Below are 22,225 nucleotides of genomic sequence, written 5' to 3' on the forward strand. Positions count from 1 at the left end.
GCGACCTGCCCCAATAGAGACTGTATGGTTGGTTTCCAGGCAACCATACAGAGCATCGAACAGCAGGAACCGGGTTATCACTGTGAGTGCAGGGACATCGACATTCTACGAGGACCGAACCGTCCGGATCGACGATCAGGGCGTCACCATCCGTCACTACTACTTCCCGTTTGTCAGCAAGTTCGTTCCGTACTCGCAGATCGAATCCGTCGACCTCGGAGTCATGTCGTGGCTGAGTGGACGCCTACGAATTTGGGGAACAACAGATTTCAGCTCGTGGTACAGCCTGGATCTTTCACGTCCCTGGAAGGAGACTGCGGTGGTACTCACCCTCACCGGCCGCGGAGCGCCCTCGTTCAGTCCCAAAGACGCAGACCGAGTCGAGACCGAAATCCGCAGTCGCATCGGATCGCGCGCCGCGAACTGACTAGCGAAACTCGGATTCGACGGTGACGATCTCCCTCCAGTCGGTTCGATCGAACAACCGCGCCAGCGCAGTGAACAGAACTTCCGGATCAATGACACTCTCAGGTGAGTGCACACCGACCCGATCCCGAATCGTTCCGTCGGCCAGCCGGGATACAACCTGAGCAAGGCCCAGCGCCAAAGGGATTCCAGTCGCACTGGCCATGTCCGACAGCAACTCCGAGATCGGTGAATCGTCTGCAATCCGGGCCACGACGCGCATCGCTCTTCCGTCGAACGTCCCAGTCGCCGAGGCGAAGAACAACGGCAAGGATCCGTGGTCGGCACGCGTGAGCATTCGAGGTGCAGCGCGGATCATCCGCCGGAGCGAGGGCTGGCCCAATTCTTCAGCGGCCGCGTCGAGATCGATTATCCCCTTGTCGATATCCGCACGGAGGACGTCGAGAAACGCCACAGTTTCCGGTGTGATCACCATGAGATTAGCCGAATGACCTGAGGGACTGAAGGTCCGATGAAACATGACCGGCTCCGGATGCCCGACCACGTAAGCGTTTCCGCGGCGTCCGCCGGGCAGTTCCAGTGCGATGGAACGCAGCGGTGCTTCCGTGACGATCCGTCCCTCACGAACTACTGGCACCTTGCCGCTGATCTGCTGCATCCAGTGAACGGCAGCGGCACTCACCGTATCTACCGACTCCCCCTCGCCGTCGACATCAACCGGCCAGGCCGTGTACAGGTCGTCGACAATGTCCAATCGCGAGACTGCCATCGCGGCCAGGAGGTTACTCATCCCGGGACTTGCGCCCATTCCGACCACTGCACAGATTCCGGCTTCTCGCGCAGCACATTGCAATTCCAGCATGTCGACTGCCGGTTCCCAGTCGTCGCAGATGTCGAGATAGTGCGTCCCGGTCTCGATCGCTGCCTGGAGAACGCCGACACCGAAACGGAAGAACGGGCCGACGGTATTGATGATCACGTCTGCGTCATCCAACAATTCACGTAGCGTGCGACCGTCCGTGACGTCGATGCTGCGCGCCTCGACTTGCGCTGACGCCTGAGCCAGTTCAACCGAAAGACGCTTCGCAGCATCGATATCGCGATCCGCGACTACTACCTTGCCGATTCCCGACAATGTTGCAGCCAGACGAACTGCTGCCGAGCCCATGGCACCGGCACCGCCCAGTGCGACAACCGTGATGCCGTCAGCCATGAATTCCCTCCAAAAATGCAGTCTGATCCGCTAGATAACCGGGAGCGAAGATCGAACGGGGAGCAAGAACGGCCACCAGAGCCGACATCACTTCCGAGTCTTCGAGGTCCTTCTCCACAATCGAGTGAGTGGCGTCGGGATACTTCTCGACCACCAATTGCCCAGGGGAGTCGAGTAATTCGCGGTACACCCTTTCCGTATCGGCCACGTCGACGTTGACGTCTTGACCGCCGAGAATCAAGAACACCGGAACCTTCACGGTTTCGAGATCGGCTCGCACGTCCGATCGGTAGTTCTTTCGAATGAAGTTCCACCGATCTTCGGTGAGACCGTCAGCCTCGCCGGAGGCCACGAGATCTTCGAACGATGCATCACGGGCCAACTGTTCCAAGTTCTTCGCGCGGCTGACCCGCGCTTTCTCGAACTCGTCGGCCGATGCATTTCTCTCGGAAAGCTCTGCAAGAGTATTGAATTCACCTTGTTGAAGCCAGTTGATCGCGGGACCGACGGCAATGACGAACGCGAGGTCCGGGTCGAGGTTTACCACCTTGGGCATCACCCAACCTGCCTGGCTTGCACCCCACAGGCCGATACGAGACAAATCGATATCCGAGCGGCCCCGCGCCCACTCGATTGCAGCTTCCGTCTCCGCGGCCCGATCGTCCATGCTCTGATCGAGCCAATTACCCGGCGCCCCGTTGACCCCCGGCTTGTCCCAGGAGAGTGACGCGTACCCAGCGGTTGCAAACGCCTCCCAGACCGGCCGGTAGAACGTCTCGTGTGTTGCATCGACCGGTCCGTCTCCGTGGACGAAAACCACGAGCCCGAAGGGGCCGTCACCGTGTTCGGGCAGGGCAAGGACTCCCTGGAGTGGCACCGATCCCCCGGTAATCGTCACTTTCTCCTCACGAATGTCATAGGTGTTCTGGTACAGCGTCCAGCCCACAAGTCCAACGATCAGAACAACGACCACCGCCAGGGAAGTAACCACCCACCTGCGCAAACGAGGGTTGCCCTTCCTCTCACTCACCGATTGCACTGCCATCTTCCCGTCCTAACGTACGAATTGAAAACGATCGTTTTGACGTCGATAGTACAGTTATGGGCGAAGATGTCGAGACGCGAGGAAAGGGCAGGGCGATGACCGACCGAGACGTCGATGTACCCACGAGGATTTTGATCGAGGGACTACTGCGCACGGACGGAACTGTCGACGGGCACACCCTCTATGCCACCGCCGACGCCCTCGACAAAACAGATCAACAGGTTCGGCTGTGCATCAAGCGTTTGGTCGCCGAGGGAAAGTTCACTCAGGAGGGACGCGGGCGTCAGGCCACGCTGCGAGCCACGCCGAAAGCCGTGCGCGAGATGGAACCCGACGTCGAATTCGTTCGGCTGGCGTATCAACAAGATCGCGACTCCGCGACGCCGTGGGACGGGTGCTGGCATCTGGCTGGATTCGCAATTCCGGAGTCGTCACGGAAAGCACGAGATGCGCTGCGCACCAGGGTGGTCTACCTCGGCGGCGCGCTCGTCCAGGGCGGTCTGTACGTCTCGCCGCACGCCTGGGAACCGTACGTTCTCGATGCGGCCGCCGAACTCGACGTCGAACAGCACCTGTCCTCGCTCACCACTCGTGATCTGAAAGTGGGCACCCTCGAAGAACCCGTGAAGATTGCGGCACAGTTGTGGCCACTGGACGAGATCGCAGCCGGATACGAACGGCTGCTCGATGTAGCGACCGCACGCCTGCACAAACTGCAGAGCACCCAAGACACCGATGCCGTCACGATGACCATCGAGCTCGCGGCGGAATTCACGCGAGCCATGGAACCGGATCCGCTGCTGCCGCCAGAATTGCTGCCCACCAACTGGATCGGCAGGCGGGCACGCTCCGTCACGGCACAGTGCTGGACGCTGCTGGCACAGGTGGACGGCGCCGACAAACTACCGTCGCTGTTCCACCTGTACGCAGATGCAATCGGTGGCGATCAGGACGCGAGCGTGCGCTGACGGGGCGGCAGTCCGAAACGACCGAGGACCTCGTCGACTGCGGTAGACGGTGTCACCAGGCCGCGATCCTGGAGCCACGGAATGGTGCTGTCCACCAGGTGCTCGAGAGTGCGGGGCAATGCGAGAGGCAGCAACGTCACACCGTCGGCAACCTCGGCAGCTCGGATATCGGCGATCAAACTGCCGAGACCGGAAGGTGTTCCGACGTAATGAAGCGAAACGGGAACCCGCGGCGCAGTCAAGGCGCTGTCCAACTGTGCAAGCTCTTTACGAGCGGAGCGAGCTTCCGGCGCGATCAGAATCTCGAGATCGACCAGTACTGCGACGGTGTCGGGATCGCGTCCTTCTTCGGCGACGGCAGCACGTATCCGTGCGCGTTCGAGCTGCGCCTCACGCAGGTCTGCAGCCCGAATCCGAACCACATTGGTAGGAAATGAAGCCAAATCGAGAACCCTGTCGCTCTCGGTGAGGTCCACCCAATAGTCGCCGCCGATGATGGGCAGGTTTCCGGGTGCGCCCTCAGCGGCCGGATGGTGACCGGAACCGGTCAACTCGACCGCTACGTGCAGAGAATGCGAAGCGAGTGAAGACATGTGTGACCTCCGAAAATCAGAAAAGTGTGGGATGAGCGAGACGAATCGTCAGCTCGAACACATTCCTGACGAGGTGCGGCACAGATCGACATGGCGACGGCACCACTGACCGAGAGTGATACTCACTCTCGAAGGAGTGGCGGGAAAGTCCGCTGGTGCCATGGCTGCCATGCTAGTTGTCCGTTCGAGTTTTCGGGGACCGAGCTCAGCTCAGACGCACTCGGCTGCGCCGGCATTGTCGTCTGCAGCTCCGAGGAAGGGGCGGGTCTCGGGCACGGGGTTCCACGCACCGGCGGTCTTCGCGTAGTTCCAATCACGCTGATTCGAAACCAGGATGTTCACGGCGTCGACCAACCTCGTCACGTCGTCCGAGCTGCTACCGAGGCCGAGGCTGGCACGAACTGCGCCGCCGGAGAGGCCGAGGCGTGCGAGCACCGGGTGTGCGCAGAAGCGTCCGTCGCGAACTCCGATGCCGTGTTCTGCAGACAGGAAAGCGGCGATCTCGCCCGCTTCGAATCCGTCGACGGTGAAAGTCACAATTCCGACGGCGTCAGGAGCGTCGTTCCACAGTCGCACCAGCGAGACTCCCTCGATGGCGGACAAGCCCTCGGTGAGCTGGGCGGTGAGCGCCTTCTCGTGCTCGGCGATGACGTCGAAGTCCAGGGCGTGCAGGGTTTCGCATGCGGTCGCGATTGCTGCGGCGCCGAGAACGTTGGGCGAACCGGCCTCGTGGCGTGCGGGCGCACAAGCCCACTCGGTGGACTCGATGGTCACCTCGCGGACGGCGCCGCCGCCGGCGAGGTACGGCTGAGCCTCGTCGAGCCAGTCACGGCGTCCGACCAGAACGCCGGCGCCGAAGGGTGCGTACAGCTTGTGCCCCGAGAACGCGACGTAGTCGACGCCGCATTCCTGCAGGTCGATGCGACGGTGGGGAGCCAACTGAGCAGCGTCGACGAGGATACGTGCGCCGCAACGGTGAGCGATGTCAGCCAAGCGTGCAATCGGCAGGATCTCGCCGGTCACGTTGGAGGCGCCGGTGATTGCGAGCAGTGCGGCAGGCTTGGTGCACAGTTCACCGATCAGGCGCTCGATGGTCTCTTCGATGGTGTCTGCGGCGGTGACGATACGAGCGTCGTTCCACGGCAACAGGTTTGCGTGATGCTCGACGTCGAGGACAACGGTGCTGCCGGGGACGCACTGGGCCAGCAGGTTCAGCGAATCAGTGGTGTTTCGGGTGAAGACGACGACCTGATCGTCGGCACAGTTCACGAAACGAGCAACGGATTCGCGAGCGTTCTCGTAGGTGAGGGTGGAGATCCGGGATGCGTAGCCGGCACCGCGGTGGACGCTGGCGTACGTCGGCAACAACTCGGCAATACGGTCGGTGACCTGGGCCAATGCCGGTGCACTCGCGGCGTAGTCGAAGTTGGCGTAGGAGCATTCGCCGCCCTGAACCAGCGGAACCTGCAGGTCAGCACCCGAAACCTTGGCGATCGGAGCGGTGCAGCAGGTGTCGGCACTCAATACAGCAGTCATCGAAGACAATCCTCACGTTCAAGGACTCGTTCGTCGGGTGATGGCCCCGGAAGAGTCCGCGCTTGCCGCATTCGTTTTCGAACGCAGCCGGGTCGTCACCCGGAGCACCCCACCGCGGAGGAGGGTTGCCGACCAGCAAGCCGGGGCTGAACACTGGTACTCGTGACCTGGCAACGAGGATGGCAGGAACGTCCTGCGCTTGTCAAGACGAAGCTGCGAAGGCCGTCGTCACGGCGTGATAATTCGGCAGCCGAGGTGGAGTGCAAGTCTGGTTTCCGGATCGGCCGGATCCACCGAGAGAAGGCGCTGAATTCGATCGATCCGAATCGATACGGTGTTGCGGTGCAAGCCCATTCGTGTTGCGGTGTGCGCCTGAGATGATTCTTGGTCGAGGTACGTCGAGAGGGTCTCGAGCAACTCTCCATTCGTATCTCGTAGCGGCGCGAGCAGTGCCGCGGCCGCGGGCTGAAACGTGTCGGTCCGCGTCCGCGCCAGCAGCAACTGCGCCAGCCCGAGGCGGTCCACGTGCAGGAACCGGCCGGTCTGCGACCTGGAACCGGCGAGCCGAGCGGCATCTCCCGCCTCCGACAGAGACGCTCCGAATCTGGCTGGGCCCACAACACGATGCTGAGTACCCAAACTCCGCCGATGGAGTTTGCCCCGGCAAGTCGTCATCGCACCCGTTGGCATCCGCCGCCCCCGAAGGTCTCACTTGACGACGTTTGCTGCGCCGAAACTGCCATCACATCTACTACTCCTTCGAGTTCGCTTGTAACAAAACAACTCCCGCGACCGAAAATGTCGGTGAACCGCAACAGCGAAGGGAAGTAACGATGATGGGATCAGCAGACGTAATGGCCTGGCTCGCCGAGGGTTACCTCGCCGGCGATCCGATTCGCTATCCGCTCTACGTCGGATCGATGTTCCTGGCAATGCCGTTCCAGCTGATCGGCGTAATTCTGGGTCACCCCTTCTGAATCGTCACATCAGGCCAGGGCGGTCGACGTAGAACGGCCAATGTTGCGATCACAGCGGCCGCCAATCCGATGAACTCCCCCATCAACGCTGCTCTGGTGTGATCGACGGCCGGTGACCACGACGGCTCACCGTCGTGGATCGAGAACACTCCGACTGGCACCGGAATCGGGTCGCGGCGCCACCGCCGGTGTAGACGCGAAACCGTGATGATCGTCGTTCCGTCGCTGGTCTGGTGCGGTTCACCGAAGATCGTCGAGGTCCCTGATTCCGCTCGAAGGCGCTCCACCGCATCACGAATCTCCATGGTCTCCATCGTCGCACCAAAACAGCAGGGTCGCACCGAAACAGCAGCCCTGTGCGAGTATCCATCGATGGCCGAATGGTGGAATCCGAGCAGGCGCGTCGAGCGATGGTGGCAGACGATCATGCTGGCCTGGCTTCTCGTTGTGGTCGGTCCAAGCACCATCGATACGGTGACCACAGAACCAACGGCTTGGAATTGGACATGGCTGGCGATTTGGTTGTTTGCAACCGTCGGATTTGCCTACGGCACCGCCCAAGCCTGGCGAACCAGGAACAATCCGCAACCAGTCTGGCTGGAAGGGATACCCGCACCCTCCGAATCGTCGGCGCCAGTGATACCTGCCGACGACGTCCGCAGCGCACTCGCGTCGGCTGACGGCCGCATCCCGGCAATCAAGGCACTACGCGAACAACATCCGGGCTTGGGCCTGAAGGATGCGATGGATCTGATCGACGCCCAGCGAGGAGAACAGGGCCCGCACCGCCGATAGTTGCGACCATCACAATCACAGTTAGGTATCGGAACCACACTGCCGCGATCGAGCGCGCACGCCAAGAGTTAACCACCTGACAGACAAGCTGATTCGCCGAGTTTGACAAAAGTGATCGACCGATGTGAGTTGACCCGACCGATTCAACTCACCGTACCAATCGAATTCACCTTTCATGGATTCCAAAAGAGTCCAATCTTGCTATTGTTCAACGGTTTAAAACCGGTGAAGCGCCTGTCCGCGATACGTTTCGCGACAGTGCAGCATCTTTCGTTCAGTTGAGTTGACCGAACCTTGACGTTACGTTGAATTTCAAAGCAATAGCTCGGTCTTGACTGCGATGGCGTGAGCGAAACACCCACCTACGCGTGACACGTGGCCGCCCGAATGGGCGCTGTGAATACCTGAATGTTCGAGGAGTGGAATGACTGCGGTCAAAACTGCGTGGCGTGAACTACGGAAACCCGTGTTCATCCCCGCGTCGATAGTGATCTTTGCCCTGATCGCCTTTGCCGTGATCTACGCGGGAACCGCTGCGGACGCATTCGAAACACTCAACAACGTGATCAGCGACGGCGTCGGCTGGTGGTACATCCTCTCCGCCACCGGTTTCGTGATCTTTGCGCTGTACTGCGGAATCAGCCGCATCGGCAACATCCGATTGGGGCGTGACGACGAGCAACCCGAGTTCGGGATGCTCTCGTGGTTCGCGATGCTTTTCAGCGCCGGCATGGGCATCGGCCTCGTGTTCTACGGAGTAGCAGAACCGCTTTCGCACTATGTGAGCCCTCCCGTAGCCGGGCAGATCGCGGGATCGACCGACGCCGCAGCCAATCAAGCGATGGAACTGACGCTGTTCCACTGGGGTCTGCATGCATGGGCGATCTACGTCGTCGTCGGCCTGGGTCTGGCGTACATGACTTATCGCAAGGGTCGCCCGCTGTCGATCCGTTGGCTGCTCGAGCCACTCCTCGGACGCGCTCGCATCGAGGGAAAGATCGGCCATGCCATCGACGTCGTCGCCATCGTCGGCACGTTGTTCGGTGTCGCGACGTCGTTGGGCTTCGGTGTCCAGCAGATCTCGGCCGGCCTGGACTACCTCGGCTGGGTGGAGACCGACAACTGGTTGGTCATCACCATCATCATCATCGTGACGGGCATGGCCACCTTCTCGGTCGTCTCCGGAGTCACCAAGGGCCTCAAGTGGCTCTCCAACATCAACATGATGCTCGCTGCAGCGCTGGCCCTGTTCGTCCTCATTCTCGGTCCGACACTGTTCCTCATGCAGTCGTGGGTGCAGAACCTCGGCGGATACGTCCAGGCCCTGCCCGAGCTGATGCTGCGCACGTCCCCGTTCGCCGAAGACGGCTGGCAGGGTGCCTGGACCATCTTCTACTGGGGTTGGTGGATGAGCTGGGCGCCGTTCGTCGGCATGTTCATCGCGCGCATCTCACGTGGCCGCACCATCCGCGAGTTCGTCTTCGGCGTGCTGCTGGCACCGACGCTGGTCGGATCGCTGTGGTTCACGATCTTCGGTAACTCCGGCATTCTGCGTCAGCGCAACGAGGGCACGATGCTCGACGCATCCGGCGCAGTGGACACCAACACGTCACTGTTCACGCTTCTGGACGGACTTCCGCTCGGAACGATTTCGAGTGTCCTCGCGATCGTCGTGATCGTGTTCTTCTTCGTCACGTCCGCGGATTCCGGCTCGATCGTCATCGACATCCTCGCGACGGGTGGCAGCCTGGAGACCTCCAAGATCACGCGTGTCTACTGGACGTTCCTCTCCGGTGCCGCCGCTGCGGTTCTCCTCATCGTGGGTGGCAGCGGATCGCTCACGGCGCTACAGACCGTTGCCATCGCCACCGCCGTGCCGTTCTCGGTCATCATGGTGCTGGCATGTCTGTCGATGTTGAAGGCGTTCCGGTACGAGGTCGCGTCGGCCCCGCGCTACCTGCGGGTTTCGACAAATACCGCGGCATCGACCGACGTTCCGCAACCCGCCGAGAAACGGCTCCGCGATCTGAAGATCTCGTCCACCTTCGCCGGGCTCACCCCGTCGCAAAGCGGGATCACGACGGAACCCTCCGACGCCCACATGCTCGTCGCGGTGCACGAAGTTCCCGCCCATGCGGTCAACATCGACCCGGACACCGGCGCTGTCGACTTCTCCGAGGATTCGAAGGTCGTCGATCCGCTGGGCGGAGAGGTGTTCGACACACCCGAGTTCGCCGACTCGGCAGAAGGGCACGCCCAAGCTGCCAGTACGGACTGACCGGCACGTTCGGCATGTTGCATTAGGCATATCTGTTCACCAACTCGCAAACTTGTCATGAGACTTTCAACTCGACAGTTCGCAGGACTCTAAGTTTCGTGAGTAGAACAGGACCAACGGGTTTGCCACTCCAGTCGCAGTCGGAGACGGAACAATCTTTCGGGATACCGTCCGTATTCCTACGGTCGGCGCATGCACCTGCGCCGCGCACGCTCATCGACATCGTGCGGGCCTCAGCCGAGGCCAACCCGGAAGCACCTGCCATCGACGACGGCGACACCACACTGTCGTACTCGGAGTTGCTCGACGAAATCAAGCTCGGTGCGCGCTGGCTCGGTGATGCCGGCGTCGGCGCAGGTGACCGCGTCGGAATCAGGATGCCGTCTGGTTCACGTTCGCTGTACGTGGCGATCCTGTCGATCCTCGCGGCGGGTGCCGCCTATGTGCCCGTCGACGCCGACGATCCGGAAGAGCGCGCCGAGTTGGTCTTCGGTGAGGCGCAGGTAGCGGCAATCATCACCGGCGACGGTATTCAGCCCGGGACGGCGCCGAAGCGAGACGAACATCCACCGGTTCGCGAGCCCGAACCCGACGACGACGCCTGGATCATCTTCACCTCCGGATCCACCGGCACCCCCAAGGGCGTTGCCGTCACGCACCTCAACGCCGCGGCGTTCGTCGACGCCGAGGCGCGCATGTTCCTGCAGGACGAACCGATCGGCCCCGGCGACCGCGTGCTTGCTGGACTTTCCGTGGCCTTCGACGCATCGTGTGAGGAAATGTGGCTGGCGTGGCGTCACGGGGCGTGCCTCGTCCCCGCACCTCGTTCGCTGGTCCGCAGTGGCATGGACCTCGGTCCGTGGCTGGTCTCTCGCGATGTCAGCATCGTCTCCACCGTGCCGACGCTCGCGTCCCTGTGGCCGGCCGAGGCTCTCGAAGCGGTACGACTCCTGATCTTCGGCGGAGAAGCCTGCCCACCGGAGCTGGCTGAACGCCTCGCAGTCGAAGGCCGCGAGGTCTGGAACACCTACGGACCCACCGAGGCGACCGTCGTGGCCTGCGGCGCTCTCATGGACGGCAAGAGCCCGGTCAGCATCGGCCTCCCCCTCGACGGCTGGGACCTGGCGGTCGTCGACGCCCAAGGTAACCCCGTCGAGGTCGGTGAAGTCGGTGAGCTGGTGATCGGCGGCGTCGGTCTGGCCCGCTACCTCGATCCCGCGAAGGACGCCGAGAAGTACGCGTCGATGCCGTCTCTCGGCTGGGAACGCGCGTACCGAAGTGGCGATCTGGTCCGGCTCGAGACCGCCGGTTTGATGTTCCAAGGCCGCGCAGACGATCAGGTCAAGCTCGGCGGCAGACGCATCGAGCTCGGTGAGGTCGACAACGCGCTCCAGAACCTCCCCGGTGTCAGTGGCGCTGCCGCGGCCGTGAAGAAAACCGCGGCCGGCAACCAAATTCTCGTGGGATACATCGCGAGCACCGACCCGGACTTCGATCTCAAGGCCGCTCACGCACAGCTCAGCGAGCAGCTACCAGCAGCCCTCGTGCCGCGTCTGGCGTTGATGGAAGAACTCCCGACGCGCACGTCCGGCAAAGTCGACCGGAACGCACTCCCCTGGCCGCTGCCAGGTGCGGGCGAAGACGCCGGCGCCGCGCTGGGACTCGACGGAACCGCGGCGTGGGTCGCCGGACTGTGGGGTTCGATCCTCGGCGCACAGATCACCGGGCTCGACGACGACTTCTTCGAAGTTGGCGGCGGATCCCTATCTGCCGCGCAACTCGTCACCGCACTACGCGAGCGGTTCCCGGAAGTGACCGTCGCGCAGCTCTACGACCATCCCCGGTTGGGATCGCTGGCCGAATACCTCGACGAGCTGGCACCCACCGACACTGTGGAGCCGCGCATCGTCGCTCCCACACCTTTGAAGACTCAGCTCGCGCAGATAGCCGTCACCGTTCCACTCACCACACTCACCGGTTTGCAGTGGGTGACGTGGCTGGCGATCGCGAACAACGTCCTCGGCTGGTTCGTCGATGCGAGCTGGGCACCCACCGTCTCGTGGTGGTGGATTCTGTTGGCCTTCATCGTGTTCATCACGCCGATCGGGCGCATGACCATCGCCGTCGTCGGAGCACGCCTGCTCCTGCGCAAGCTGAAACCGGGCACGTATCCGCGAGGCGGTAGTGAACATCTGCGTCTGTGGATTGCGCTGCGACTCACCGAAGCCAGTGGCGCAGCCAATCTTTCGGGTGCACCGTGGATGCTCTACTACGCACGTGCCCTCGGCGCCGACATCGGCAGCGGCGTCGATCTCCACACACTTCCTCCCATCACCGGCATGCTCGAACTCGGCGACGGCTGCTCCGTCGAACCCGAAGTCGACCTCTCCGGTCATTGGATCGACGGCGACGTCATTCACATCGGCGAGATCAAGATCGGTGACGGCGCCTCCGTCGGTTCACGCTCGACGCTTCTGCCCGGCGCACGTATCGGCCGTGACGCCGTCGTCGAACCAGGATCCGCGGTGTTCGGCCGGGTGAAGGCCAACCAGCAATGGGCCGGATCCCCCGCCACCAAGATCGGGAAAGCGAATCATCCGTGGCCGGCCGAACATCCGAAGCGCGCACCCGGCTGGGTTCCGGTGTACGGCGTCACCTCTGTCTTCCTGGCAGGTATGCCGATCTTCGCTCTGATGGCGGGAATCGCATTGATCGGTTGGTGGATTCGCGACACCGAGACTCTCAGGAGTGCAGTACTCCAGTCGTTGATCATGCTTCCGGTCGCGACCATCCTGAGCCTGCTCGTCTTCGCAGTCATCACTCTGGTTGCCGTACGTCTTCTCTCAATCGGTCTGACCCCCGGCTACCACCCCGTTCGTAGCCGCATCGGCTGGCAGGTGTGGGCGACCGAGCGGCTCCTCGACTCGGCCAGAACCTTCCTCTTCCCGCTCTACGCCAGCCTTCTGACGCCGGGGTGGCTCCGCCTCCTGGGTGCCAAGATCGGCAAGAACGTCGAAGCATCCACCGTGCTCCTCCTTCCCAAGTTCACGACGGTCGCCGACGGCGCATTCCTCGCCGACGACACCATGGTCGCGAGCTACGGCCTCGGCGGTGGCTGGATGCACATCGAACAGGCAAAGATCGGCAAGCGCGCGTTCCTCGGCAACTCCGGTATGACCGCACCCGGTCGACGCGTCCCCAAGAACGGTCTGGTGGCCGTCCTGTCCGCTACCCCGTCCAAGGCGAAGTCCGGATCTTCGTGGCTGGGTAGTCCACCGGTACGTCTGCGGAGGGCTGCCGGGGACACCGACGCCGCCCGTACGTTCAACCCGCCGACGCGACTGAAAATCGCCCGCGGAATAGTCGAAACCTGTCGACTGATTCCGGTGATGGTCACGTTCGGCATCGGTCTCGGTGTTCTGTTCGCTCTCGAAGCACTGGTCGGCGCCGTCGGATTCTGGTTCGCGGCGCTGCTGAGCGGCGTAGTTCTGCTCATCGCCGGAGCAGTGGCAGGCGCGATCACCATCGCGGCAAAGTGGATCGTCGTGGGACGCATCGCCAAGGTAGAGCACCCGCTGTGGAGCTCGTTCGTCTGGCGCAACGAAGTGGCCGACGCGTTCGTCGAGACCGTCGCGGCACCGTGGTTCGCCCGGGCCGCAACTGGTACTGCCGTACTGAACATCTTCCTGCGTGGGCTCGGGGCCAAAATCGGCAAGGGCGTTTGGTGTGAGTCGTACTGGCTACCCGAGGCAGATCTTGTGACTTTGGGCGACGGAGCAACGGTGGAACGGGGGTGCGTCGTGCAAACTCATCTCTTCCATGATCGGATCATGTCCATGGATACCGTCACTCTGGGAGCAGGAGCAACACTGGGACCGCACTGTGTCGCGCTACCCGCAGCCGGCATCGGCGCGGGAGCGACGGTCGGGCCTGCGTCTCTGGTGATGCGAGGTGACACAGTTCCGCCTTCCACGCGCTGGCAGGGCAACCCGATTGCACCGTGGGCGGCCTCGTGAAGCCGAACCGAATGCTCGAGGAGCCGCTCGATCCGTACTTACCGCACAACGGCAACCGCGGCTACCGCGTGTCTCGGTACGAATTGGATCTGACGTACAAAGTCTTCAGTAACCGTCTCGCCGGCAAGGCTGTCATCACTGCTGTCACCACCGAGAGCCGATCCAAATTCAGCTTCGACCTCGCGCAGAACTTGCAGGTATCCAAGGTGTCGGTCAACGGTGCCCGCGGCACCAAGTACGCGCACTTGAACAACAAGCTGATCGTCACACCGTCCACCAAGATCCCGGCGGGCGGTGCCCTGTCGGTCACCATCGCGTACAGCGGCAACCCCGAGCCGATCAAGAGCCTGTGGGGCGAAGTCGGTTGGGAGGAACTCGACGAAGGAACATTGGTCGCAAGTCAGCCCAACGGCGCGACGTCCTGGTTCCCATGCGACGACCACCCGATTTCCAAAGCCTCCTACCGCATCTCGATCACCACCGATTCGCCGTTCTACGCCCTTGCCAACGGCAAACTGATCCGCAAGCAGACCCGCGCCAGTCAGACGACGTGGGTCTACGAACAGACCGAACCGATGGCAACCTACCTGGCCACCATTCAGATCGGCCAGTACGAGCACCGACAGGTGAGCGCCGGCCCGGTGCCGGTCTTCGCCGTTCATCCGCCGCGGCTGCGCGCAGCGTTCGACGTCGATTTCGGCCGCCAACCTCAGATGCTCGAGGTCTTCGGAGAGCTGTTCGGCCCGTACCCCTTTGCCGACTACACAGCACTGGTCACCGACGACGAACTCGAAATTCCCATCGAAGCGCAGGGGCTCTCGATCTTCGGAGCCAACCACTGCACCGGCCGACGCGGTTCCGAACGTCTTGTCGCGCACGAGCTTGCCCACCAGTGGTTCGGCAACAGTCTCACCCTCGGACAATGGTCCGACATCTGGCTGCACGAAGGCTTTGCCTGTTACGCAGAGTGGATCTGGTCCGAGAATTCCGGCGGCCCGTCCTCCGACCAACTGGCCGCCAACGCCTATCAGGGGCTCGGGCGTAAATCTCAGGACTTGATCGTCGGCAATCCCGGACCTGCCTTGATGTTCGACGATCGAATCTACAAGCGGGGCGCGTTGACGCTGCACACTCTGCGCGGCGTTCTCGGAGATGAGAAGTTCTTCGAACTGATCCGTCAGTGGACCACGAAGCATCGGCACGGCACGGTCAGCACCGAGCAATTCACCGATCTCGCTTCACGTTTCACGGACACTCCACTGCGCCCTCTCTGGGATGCTTGGCTGAATAAAGGCTCGTTGCCTCGACTCTGACGCTTTCACTCAGCCGTACCACCACGCCGAAACATTCCGAAAGCGCCGATTAGCTTTGCCTAACCTTTACCATGTTTTGCGATCGGGGTTGTCGCTCCGATCTTAGCCTTTGCCGTCGGCGAGGTTGCAGATCTGGGTGGCGGCCACACAGACGGGCTGCCATTTCTGAGCCTGACTACTTTGGCCACAGCACTTTTCGGCTTCGGTGCCGGCGGCGTAGCTGCCACTCTCGCGGACGCTCCGACGTTGATAGCGGTGATGGCAGACTCGCACTGGCCGCCGTTCTCGTTGTCGTCACTCGCGGCCCCATTCTCCCTTATCTCCTTGAGCAACAAAATAATTCGCACATCGGACGAGATTCATACCCCGGACTTCTGGGTACGGGTCACCCTCACCATCTCAGCCGAAGGTTGGGGAGAAGTCTCGTTCGTCGACACCCGTCAGTACACAGTTCGGTTCACAGTCCGGTTCACAGTTTCGAGAACGGGTCCGCAACTGTAGATGCATGATTCACCCGATCCGCCGGCTCTCGCGGGAGTCGGCGGACCCGGCGGCCTCATGCAGTCGGAAGATGTGAACGCGACTTGAAAAGGATCAGCACCAGGCAAGCAGCTGCGGCAACTGATCCGAACAGAAGAGTCACCGTATAGCTCAGCGCCGGAATGCTTTCCGACAGCATTGCCAACAGCGCCGGCACGGCAAACCCGATGTAGGTGATCGAGTAGAACACTGCGGTCAGCCCTGCCAGATCGTCCGGGCCCGCGATTCGCTGGATCTCCAGCAATCCGGACACCAATGCCATGCCGTACCCGCAGCCGAGGATCGCTGCGGCGACGATCGCGATGGCCACGGTCAACGTCGACGCAACCAGAGCAGCGCCCGCCATACCGACCACCAGAAACACCAGCGCCACTACAGCGCCCCGCGCACTGCGATCGGTATCGATCTTGCGCCCCAACGACTGAATCGCGAATCCGCATGTCAGCGCGACCATACACAGCAAAGCCGAAAAGGCCACGGGCGCATCGCCACTGTGCCCGGTCATCAACGCCGGAATTACTGCATACGCGACACTGGCAGCACCGAACACCCACGGAGCCAAGGGAACAACGACGTAGAGGAATCTGCGATGGCCTGCCGAGGGGATCTTGAGGTCATCGATGAGCCGTCGACGATCATCTTTTGCTTGAGCCGGTCGGGTTTCGGGCGCACGCCACAGCGCCACGCCCGCAAGTACGGTGATCACGATGTGCAGCACGTACGCCAACGCACTCGGCATGGGCGCCCATTGCGCCAAGATTCCCGCAGCACCCGCACCCAAGGCGAAGCCGGCGGTCAGACTCATCGCTGCTCGCCGGGCTCCCGACCCTTCCGACGCCGCCGAATCCCAAGGCTGCGTGGACAACTCCTTCACCCACGAACCGCCCACGGCCATGCCGATCCCCAAGGCAATGCCGCAGAGGATTCTTCCCAAAATCAGGACAGCGGCGGAGTCGGCGCCGAAAGCGAGAAGCGCCGAACCGGCGATCGCGATGATCGGCGCCGGAAGCATGATCGGGCGTCGGCCCAATCGATCGGACAGCGGTCCGCCGAGCAGAAGGGCAGGCACGATCCCGACCACGTAGGCGAAGAGGAAGAAATCGACCATCACCGGCGAATAGCCGTGGTCGAGTCGGTACATGACCAGTAGTGGAGTGAATTCGTTGCCGCCCCAGGCCGCGGCGAACATACTGGCGGCGACGGTCAGCCACAGCCATTTCCCGCCGTTGCCGCGTTCACTGCCTGGACGACGATCGACCGCGGTCCCAACGCCCATCGTTTGCGTGCTCATCACAGAGTTCCTTCGAAGCCGAGGCCGTGTACCTGGCGCATGTGTGTGAGAACGGCGGTGTTGTATCCGTCAGCATCGCCAGATTCGACGAGGTCGGTCAGCGCGGTGTGGTCCGCCAGTATCCGAGGTAGTTGGCCAGGGTCGCGCGAGATCGACCGCGCTGTCATCCGACGTTGCCTGTCGCGCAGGCTCGAGTAGAACGAGTCGAGCAGTGGATTCCCACCCGCCGCGACGATCATCTTGTGAAAGTCGGCGTCGATTGCGCTGAATGCGGCCACATCCCCACGCTGAGCAACCTCACGTTGCTCGATCAGGTTTGCACGCAAAGCTGCGACAAGTGCTTCGCGCGCGTGCGGTCGGACCGACACCACTCGAACGCTTTGAGTCTCGACGAGCTGCCTGGCGCTGACCACGTGTTCCGCTTCCCCGTCCGCGACCGGGACGATCAACGCCCCCTTCTTCGGATAGAGGCGCATCCAGCCCTCCGCTTCAAGACGCAGAAACGCCTCACGCACTGGCGTTCGACTCACACTGGTCCGTGCGGCGATGTCACCCTCACTGATCAACTCCCCTCCGGCGAGTTCGCCGGAAAGGATCAGTTCCTTGACTTCGCGGAAGACGGTTTCGGAAGCGGAATACAACATAGACACAAGATGTATTTATACTCCACGCTCGCGCAACCAAGACTTTCGGGTCACCGATCCGAACATCTCAGTCCAATGCGGCATCGATCCAGTTAGCATTGCAAGGTGCAGGACAGAAGAGGAGTCGGTTCACGATGAGCGGTGCACACCCCCGCCATCGCACACTGAAGCACCCATGACGCCGCAGATGAAGTCCATGAGGACGCTGACCCGCGAGTGGTTGACCCTTCCCGATCAATACGACCGCTTCACTCGCTATCTTCGCGATAACGGCCTCACTACTGCCACTCGGCTACTACTTGGCATCATTGTCATCGGGCTGGGAGTGTGCGCGCTACTCAACAGGTTCAGCCCTGCGGGGCCCACGAGCACGATTGCGCTGTTCTTCAACACTGTTGTCGTGATCGCGTGCTTCATGGTCGGAGTCTCATGGTGGGTCTTCGGCCCCACGAAGCGTCGCTCGTTCGGTTTCGTGGTCTTCTGCGACATCGCAGTCACGATCTCCATCGTTGGAGATTCCTACCAGCTTGCACGATTGTTCACCTGCGTCATTTTTGCCCTGATCGGCATCTACATCGCCTACTTTCACAACCCGAAGTTGCAGGTTGCCCACCTGGTTTTTTCAGTCTCGGTAATCGGGGTCGCGGCGCAGCCAATTTTGTTCGGGCCGGATCGCGATCCAGCACTAGGTGTTTCAAAACTGCTGGTGGTCGTCACCGCACTCGTGGTCTGCGCGTTCATCTCGCAGATCGTGCTGACGATGCTCAGCATGGACGCATCCAGCTCCGACCTCGATCCTCTCACCGGCCTCTTGAACCGTCGTGGCCTCGACCGCCACGTCGAGAAGGTACTCGGGGGGTTCGAGCGTCAAGAATCTGCGGCTCTACTCGTGATCGCGATCGACATCGACCGGTTCAAGACGATCAACGACGTCCACGGTCACGACGTCGGCGATCGCATCATTCTTCGAGTGGCACAGCGCTTGTCGTCTTGGGCACATACCGATGCTGTCGTCGCGCGAGTCGGTGGCGACGAATTCATCCTCGTTCAACGACTTCCGGTCCCGGCAATCGGCCCGATGCTCGACTCGATCGGGCCGGCAATGCACTCGAATGCCGACGAGATCCAGTCGACGTCGAGCATCGGAATCGCCGTGCGCACCCACAAATTTGTTGCCGGCGAAGAACGTACGGGGGCATTCACGGACATGCAGAAAGTCGCCGATTCGGCGATGTACGAAAGCAAGAGACTCGGCGGCGGACGCGTTCACACGATCGTCACCACTGCGACCAGGTAGCGGCACGCGAGGTATCAGTAGTAGACCGGCCCCGGCACTCCCCCGCCGACAGCCACTGCGTCGCCGGTGATCGCGATGCTCCGCGGCGACGCCAGGAAGGTCACGACGTCCGCTACTTCTTCGGCGTCGATGATCCGGTGAATCGAGTTCGTCGCGATGCCCTCTTCCACTTGCGCCGGCGGCCGGCCGGAATCTTCCGACTCGCGCGCGATCCGTGCGGTCAACCTTTCCGTTCGCGTCACCCCCGGATGGACGACGGTGACGTTGATTCCCTTGGGGCCCAGCTCGTCTGCAAGATTCTTGGTCAGCGCCGACACACTGACGTTGCGGATCGTGTGGGCGATCGAAGTGGCCTGTCTGGCCCCCAAACCGCTGATGTTGATGATCCGGCCCCAGCCCTGATCGATCAGATACGGCGCTACTGCGCGGGCAGTGCGCAGGTACCCCAGCACTTTGACGTCGATCTCACCACGAACGACATCATCGGAGGTCGCCTCCAAGTCGAACGATCGACCCGCACTGAACGGCGTCGCGGCCGAGTTGACCAGAATGTCGACGCCGCCGAACTCTTCGACCACCCGCCGCACCGACCTCTGGACTGCGTCGTCGTCACGCGTGTCGGTCGCGATGCCGATAGCTCGAACTCCGAACTCCGACGTCAAATCTCGGGCAACGTCCAGGACAGTCGATTCTGTGCGCGCAAGTATCGCGACATCAACCCCTTCAGCTGCGAGACCTCTGGCAATGGCCAGGCCGATCCCCTTGCTGCCGCCGGCGACTATGGCACGTTTCCCAGAAAGGTGAAGATCCATGCCTGCGACACTATCCAACAGGCAATCCCCGATCTCTACGAAGAGAGATCGGGGATCGCCGGCGTAGTTCCCCACACCGTCCTCGAATTGGAGTTCACCGCCGCAGGTGACAACAGCCAACTTGCGGGTGCCCTCCGGGCCGGCTTCAAGCCCGTGACTGAAATCTTGTTCAACCGCACTACCGTCACGATCAACCCAAAAAGGGCCCATTCGGTCCGCGCGCAAAAAGAAGGGGCCCGCATGGCGGGCCCCTTGACTGGAGATTTCAACCGAGACTGGTATGTCGGAATTCGGACAACCTGCACGCGCTCGGTACGTTCGTCCGAGCATCTGTAATGCGATTTGCCTCACATTTAGAGATTTCTTCGGTTTTGTTCACCCTCGAAATCAATCTTTTGGTCGCCTTTGGAACGATTACCCAAATCTCCGGCTGAGACAAAGGACGCCTGATCGAACGCAGAGGATGCGGCTCGGGTCAGCTTCGGACCGGAGGCGCCTTCCTCGTGGTCACCGCGATGCGATTCCACGCATTGATCGTCAAGATGACGCTGATGAGCTGGGCCAGTTCCTCGTCCGAGAATTCGCCGGCTGCCTCGCTGTACACCTCGTCCGGAACGAAACCGTCGGTAAGGACTGTGACGGCCTCGGTCAAGGCAAGAGCGGCGCGTTCGCGATCTGAGTACATCCCTCGCGCTTCTTCCCACGCGTTCAGTAGATAGAGCTTCTGCTCCGTCACCCCGACCTTTCGAGCATCACGCGTGTGCATGTCCAAGCACCATGCGCAATGATTCAGCTGCGACGCGCGAGTGAGGACCAATTCGACAAGCGTCGGCTCCAGCCCCTGACGCGCAGCGGCATCCAACGCAATCATCGCCTTGTAGACCTCGGGTGCCAGCTTCGCAATGTCGATTCGTTGGCCTGTTGTTGTAGTCATACCTAAACCGTAAGCCCGAAAAGACCCCGAAACATGGTTCAATCCGGTGATGAATTCATGGGCCAATCTTGGGTTCGATCTGCATATCGAACTACCGCAAGGAATCGGGATTCGAGCTGCGCTGCTACAGACGCTGCGCGACGCGATCGACAGTGGGCTGTTGAAACCTGGCACCAGGCTTCCACCCTCCCGCACCCTGGCACTCGACCTCGGCGTCGCACGAAACACCGTTGCGGACTGCTATGCCGAGCTTGCTGCGGCTGGATGGCTCGTCACACGGCAGGGTTCGGGGACCGTAGTCGCTACACTGGCCGACGCACACGTCCGCGGGACCGATCCGTCGCCGACAAGACCGCGCTTCACCTACAGCCTTCTCCCGGGATCGCCGGACGTGTCGGCGTTTCCCCGCGCTGCATGGATTTCATCCGCCAGACGCGCGTTGACTGCCGCACCGAACGACGCATTCGCCGCCACTGACCCCAGGGGCCGAGTCGAACTCCGAAACGCCCTCACCACCTACCTGAGCCGAGCCAGAGGAGTTCGCGTCGACCCGAACCGCATTGTGATCAGTGCCAGCTCGGGTCACGGGATCTCCCTACTCGCCCGTGCCCTCGGCGGAGCGATTGCAGTCGATTCTTTCTGCCTTCATCTTCACCGGCAGCTACTTGTCGACGAAGGATTACGAACAGTTCCCATCTCGGTCGACGAATCCGGAACTTGCACAGAAGAATTGGCATCAACATCCACCCGCAGCGCGCTTCTGACCCCGACGCATCAGTTCCCTCTCGGTGGACCACTGACTCCGGCAAGGCGTGCAACCGCTGTCGAATGGGCCTCGAGCACAGGCGGCGTCATCATCGAGGACGACTACGACGGCGAATTCCGTTATGACAGAAAGCCTGTCGGAGCACTCCAGGGAATCGCGCCGCAGCAGGTTGCCTACCTCGGCACTGTCAGCAAGACACTGTCGCCGGCGATTCGAATTGGGTGGATGGTGTTGCCGGACAGGCTGATCGAACCCGTACTCGCAACAAAAGGACCCTACGAACGCTGGGTCAGTTCAACGGATCAATTGACTTTGGCAGACTTCATCGAGTCCGGAAGATTCGACAGCCATATTCGGAAGATGCGCGCCACTTACCGACGACGACGCGATCAACTGGTTACGACGCTCGCTCGGCAAGTGCCCCAAGTCCGGATCGCGGGGATCTCCGCGGGACTTCACGCTGTGATCCGACTTCCTTCCGGCAGCGAACAAGCCGTGCTTGCTGCTGCGCAGGCGCACGATCTCGGCCTCGAAGGACTGTCCGCCTTCCGTCACCCCGACGTGTCGTCAGTCGGAGGTGACGGCATCGTCGTCGGCTACAGCACGCCGACGAAGTCCCAGTACCCGAGGACGCTGGATGTGCTCTGCGAGGTGCTACAGGCTGCGCTGCGATAGGAGCCCACGGGGTTTGCCGGTTCTGCCTGCCCCGCCCTGCTGGCCTTTGTGCCCTGCCCTGATCGTGCGAACGGTACGTTCGGTCGATCTGAGGCGACGACAGTGT

The 22,225-nt window shown here is 61.8% G+C and carries 20 protein-coding genes and 1 riboswitch; of the genes, 10 read left to right on the forward strand and 10 right to left on the reverse strand.

The window, feature by feature from the left end:
• The first annotated feature begins 82 nt into the window (after positions 1 to 82).
• Entirely contained in the window at positions 83 to 427 is a 345-nt protein-coding gene (locus QM716_RS28010; protein WP_283307512.1) for a PH domain-containing protein, read from the forward strand.
• On the opposite strand, the gene QM716_RS28015 is transcribed toward QM716_RS28010, so the two are convergent.
• Entirely contained in the window at positions 428 to 1,639 is a 1,212-nt protein-coding gene (locus tag QM716_RS28015) for a saccharopine dehydrogenase family protein (protein WP_283307513.1), read from the reverse strand.
• On the reverse strand, positions 1,632 to 2,630 hold the full coding sequence (locus QM716_RS28020; protein ID WP_283307532.1) for an alpha/beta hydrolase family protein: 999 nt from the start codon (positions 2,628 to 2,630) through the stop codon (positions 1,632 to 1,634). The genes QM716_RS28015 and QM716_RS28020 overlap by 8 nt, the downstream gene beginning before the upstream one ends.
• A gap of 110 nt (positions 2,631 to 2,740) precedes the next feature.
• Here QM716_RS28020 and QM716_RS28025 point away from each other — a divergent pair, with 110 nt between their 5' ends.
• Positions 2,741 to 3,652 (forward strand): PaaX family transcriptional regulator C-terminal domain-containing protein, encoded by a 912-nt coding sequence (locus tag QM716_RS28025; RefSeq protein WP_283307514.1) that lies wholly within the window; start codon positions 2,741 to 2,743, stop codon positions 3,650 to 3,652.
• Here the strand turns inward: QM716_RS28025 and QM716_RS28030 are convergent.
• From QM716_RS28030 to QM716_RS28040, 3 genes are all read right to left on the reverse strand, one after another.
• A complete protein-coding gene (locus QM716_RS28030) occupies positions 3,631 to 4,245 on the reverse strand; it encodes an LLM class oxidoreductase (protein ID WP_283307515.1) in 615 nt (204 codons plus the stop codon). The two genes, QM716_RS28025 and QM716_RS28030, sit on opposite strands and share 22 nt — an antisense overlap.
• Positions 4,246 to 4,455: 210 nt before the next feature.
• On the reverse strand, positions 4,456 to 5,781 hold the full coding sequence (locus QM716_RS28035; RefSeq protein ID WP_283307516.1) for an aminotransferase class V-fold PLP-dependent enzyme: 1,326 nt from the start codon (positions 5,779 to 5,781) through the stop codon (positions 4,456 to 4,458).
• A 53-nt stretch (positions 5,782 to 5,834) separates the two neighbouring features.
• A riboswitch (SAM riboswitch) is annotated at positions 5,835 to 5,949 on the reverse strand.
• A 60-nt stretch (positions 5,950 to 6,009) separates the two neighbouring features.
• Positions 6,010 to 6,399 carry a PucR family transcriptional regulator gene (locus tag QM716_RS28040; RefSeq protein WP_283307517.1) on the reverse strand — a complete coding sequence of 130 codons (390 nt, stop codon included), beginning with the start codon at positions 6,397 to 6,399 and terminating at the stop codon, positions 6,010 to 6,012.
• 215 nt (positions 6,400 to 6,614) lie between these two features.
• Here QM716_RS28040 and QM716_RS28045 point away from each other — a divergent pair, with 215 nt between their 5' ends.
• Positions 6,615 to 6,758 (forward strand): hypothetical protein, encoded by a 144-nt coding sequence (locus QM716_RS28045; RefSeq protein WP_283307518.1) that lies wholly within the window; start codon positions 6,615 to 6,617, stop codon positions 6,756 to 6,758.
• Here the strand turns inward: QM716_RS28045 and QM716_RS28050 are convergent.
• Entirely contained in the window at positions 6,746 to 7,072 is a 327-nt protein-coding gene (locus QM716_RS28050; protein WP_283307519.1) for a hypothetical protein, read from the reverse strand. The two genes, QM716_RS28045 and QM716_RS28050, sit on opposite strands and share 13 nt — an antisense overlap.
• Before the next feature lie 58 nt (positions 7,073 to 7,130).
• On the opposite strand from QM716_RS28050, the gene QM716_RS28055 reads away from it, so the two are divergent.
• From QM716_RS28055 to QM716_RS28075, 5 genes are all read left to right on the forward strand, one after another.
• Positions 7,131 to 7,553, forward strand: a complete 423-nt coding sequence (locus QM716_RS28055) for a hypothetical protein (protein ID WP_283307520.1) — start codon at positions 7,131 to 7,133, stop codon at positions 7,551 to 7,553.
• A 424-nt stretch (positions 7,554 to 7,977) separates the two neighbouring features.
• The gene (locus QM716_RS28060; RefSeq protein ID WP_283307521.1) at positions 7,978 to 9,831 is read left to right on the forward strand and encodes a BCCT family transporter; all 1,854 of its coding nucleotides are present in this window, start codon (positions 7,978 to 7,980) and stop codon (positions 9,829 to 9,831) included.
• A 122-nt stretch (positions 9,832 to 9,953) separates the two neighbouring features.
• On the forward strand, positions 9,954 to 13,847 hold the full coding sequence (locus QM716_RS28065; protein WP_283307533.1) for a Pls/PosA family non-ribosomal peptide synthetase: 3,894 nt from the start codon (positions 9,954 to 9,956) through the stop codon (positions 13,845 to 13,847).
• Between the two features lie 11 nt (positions 13,848 to 13,858).
• A complete protein-coding gene (locus QM716_RS28070; protein ID WP_283307534.1) occupies positions 13,859 to 15,160 on the forward strand; it encodes a M1 family metallopeptidase in 1,302 nt (433 codons plus the stop codon).
• 180 nt (positions 15,161 to 15,340) lie between these two features.
• The gene (locus QM716_RS28075) at positions 15,341 to 15,661 is read left to right on the forward strand and encodes a hypothetical protein (protein WP_283307522.1); all 321 of its coding nucleotides are present in this window, start codon (positions 15,341 to 15,343) and stop codon (positions 15,659 to 15,661) included.
• 55 nt (positions 15,662 to 15,716) lie between these two features.
• Here the strand turns inward: QM716_RS28075 and QM716_RS28080 are convergent, their stop codons facing one another.
• Positions 15,717 to 16,991: an MFS transporter gene (locus QM716_RS28080; protein ID WP_283307523.1), complete on the reverse strand. Its 1,275-nt coding sequence runs from the start codon at positions 16,989 to 16,991 to the stop codon at positions 15,717 to 15,719.
• Entirely contained in the window at positions 16,991 to 17,635 is a 645-nt protein-coding gene (locus tag QM716_RS28085) for a GntR family transcriptional regulator (protein WP_283307524.1), read from the reverse strand. Before QM716_RS28085 ends, QM716_RS28080 begins: the two co-directional genes overlap by 1 nt.
• 175 nt (positions 17,636 to 17,810) lie before the next feature.
• Between QM716_RS28085 and QM716_RS28090 the strand changes: the two genes are divergently transcribed.
• Positions 17,811 to 18,932 (forward strand): GGDEF domain-containing protein, encoded by a 1,122-nt coding sequence (locus QM716_RS28090; RefSeq protein ID WP_283307525.1) that lies wholly within the window; start codon positions 17,811 to 17,813, stop codon positions 18,930 to 18,932.
• 14 nt (positions 18,933 to 18,946) lie between these two features.
• On the opposite strand, the gene QM716_RS28095 is transcribed toward QM716_RS28090, so the two are convergent.
• Positions 18,947 to 19,744 carry an SDR family NAD(P)-dependent oxidoreductase gene (locus QM716_RS28095; RefSeq protein ID WP_283307526.1) on the reverse strand — a complete coding sequence of 266 codons (798 nt, stop codon included), beginning with the start codon at positions 19,742 to 19,744 and terminating at the stop codon, positions 18,947 to 18,949.
• A gap of 475 nt (positions 19,745 to 20,219) precedes the next feature.
• Positions 20,220 to 20,678, reverse strand: a complete 459-nt coding sequence (locus QM716_RS28100; protein ID WP_283307527.1) for a carboxymuconolactone decarboxylase family protein — start codon at positions 20,676 to 20,678, stop codon at positions 20,220 to 20,222.
• Positions 20,679 to 20,727: 49 nt separating this feature from the next.
• On the opposite strand from QM716_RS28100, the gene pdxR reads away from it, so the two are divergent.
• Positions 20,728 to 22,119: a MocR-like pyridoxine biosynthesis transcription factor PdxR gene (gene pdxR, locus QM716_RS28105; RefSeq protein ID WP_283307528.1), complete on the forward strand. Its 1,392-nt coding sequence runs from the start codon at positions 20,728 to 20,730 to the stop codon at positions 22,117 to 22,119.
• The last annotated feature ends 106 nt before the right edge of the window (positions 22,120 to 22,225 follow it).

Source organism: Rhodococcus sp. IEGM 1409 (genome assembly GCF_030056735.1).
GTDB lineage: Bacteria > Actinomycetota > Actinomycetes > Mycobacteriales > Mycobacteriaceae > Rhodococcus_F.

What these genes read in the sequence shown, in the direction of transcription:
- QM716_RS28090 (WP_283307525.1), top strand. Translation starts at nt 17,811, where the DNA reads ATGACGCCGCAGATGAAGTCCATGAGGACGCTGACCCGCGAGTGGTTG.
- QM716_RS28030 (WP_283307515.1), bottom strand. Translation starts at nt 4,245, where the DNA reads ATGTCTTCACTCGCTTCGCATTCTCTGCACGTAGCGGTCGAGTTGACC.
- QM716_RS28050 (WP_283307519.1), bottom strand. Translation starts at nt 7,072, where the DNA reads ATGGAGACCATGGAGATTCGTGATGCGGTGGAGCGCCTTCGAGCGGAA.
- QM716_RS28070 (WP_283307534.1), top strand. Translation starts at nt 13,859, where the DNA reads ATGCTCGAGGAGCCGCTCGATCCGTACTTACCGCACAACGGCAACCGC.
- QM716_RS28025 (WP_283307514.1), top strand. Translation starts at nt 2,741, where the DNA reads ATGGGCGAAGATGTCGAGACGCGAGGAAAGGGCAGGGCGATGACCGAC.
- QM716_RS28095 (WP_283307526.1), bottom strand. Translation starts at nt 19,744, where the DNA reads ATGGATCTTCACCTTTCTGGGAAACGTGCCATAGTCGCCGGCGGCAGC.
- QM716_RS28035 (WP_283307516.1), bottom strand. Translation starts at nt 5,781, where the DNA reads ATGACTGCTGTATTGAGTGCCGACACCTGCTGCACCGCTCCGATCGCC.
- QM716_RS28045 (WP_283307518.1), top strand. Translation starts at nt 6,615, where the DNA reads ATGATGGGATCAGCAGACGTAATGGCCTGGCTCGCCGAGGGTTACCTC.
- QM716_RS28100 (WP_283307527.1), bottom strand. Translation starts at nt 20,678, where the DNA reads ATGACTACAACAACAGGCCAACGAATCGACATTGCGAAGCTGGCACCC.
- QM716_RS28080 (WP_283307523.1), bottom strand. Translation starts at nt 16,991, where the DNA reads ATGAGCACGCAAACGATGGGCGTTGGGACCGCGGTCGATCGTCGTCCA.
- QM716_RS28055 (WP_283307520.1), top strand. Translation starts at nt 7,131, where the DNA reads ATGGCCGAATGGTGGAATCCGAGCAGGCGCGTCGAGCGATGGTGGCAG.
- QM716_RS28060 (WP_283307521.1), top strand. Translation starts at nt 7,978, where the DNA reads ATGACTGCGGTCAAAACTGCGTGGCGTGAACTACGGAAACCCGTGTTC.
- QM716_RS28015 (WP_283307513.1), bottom strand. Translation starts at nt 1,639, where the DNA reads ATGGCTGACGGCATCACGGTTGTCGCACTGGGCGGTGCCGGTGCCATG.
- QM716_RS28085 (WP_283307524.1), bottom strand. Translation starts at nt 17,635, where the DNA reads ATGTTGTATTCCGCTTCCGAAACCGTCTTCCGCGAAGTCAAGGAACTG.
- pdxR (WP_283307528.1), top strand. Translation starts at nt 20,728, where the DNA reads ATGAATTCATGGGCCAATCTTGGGTTCGATCTGCATATCGAACTACCG.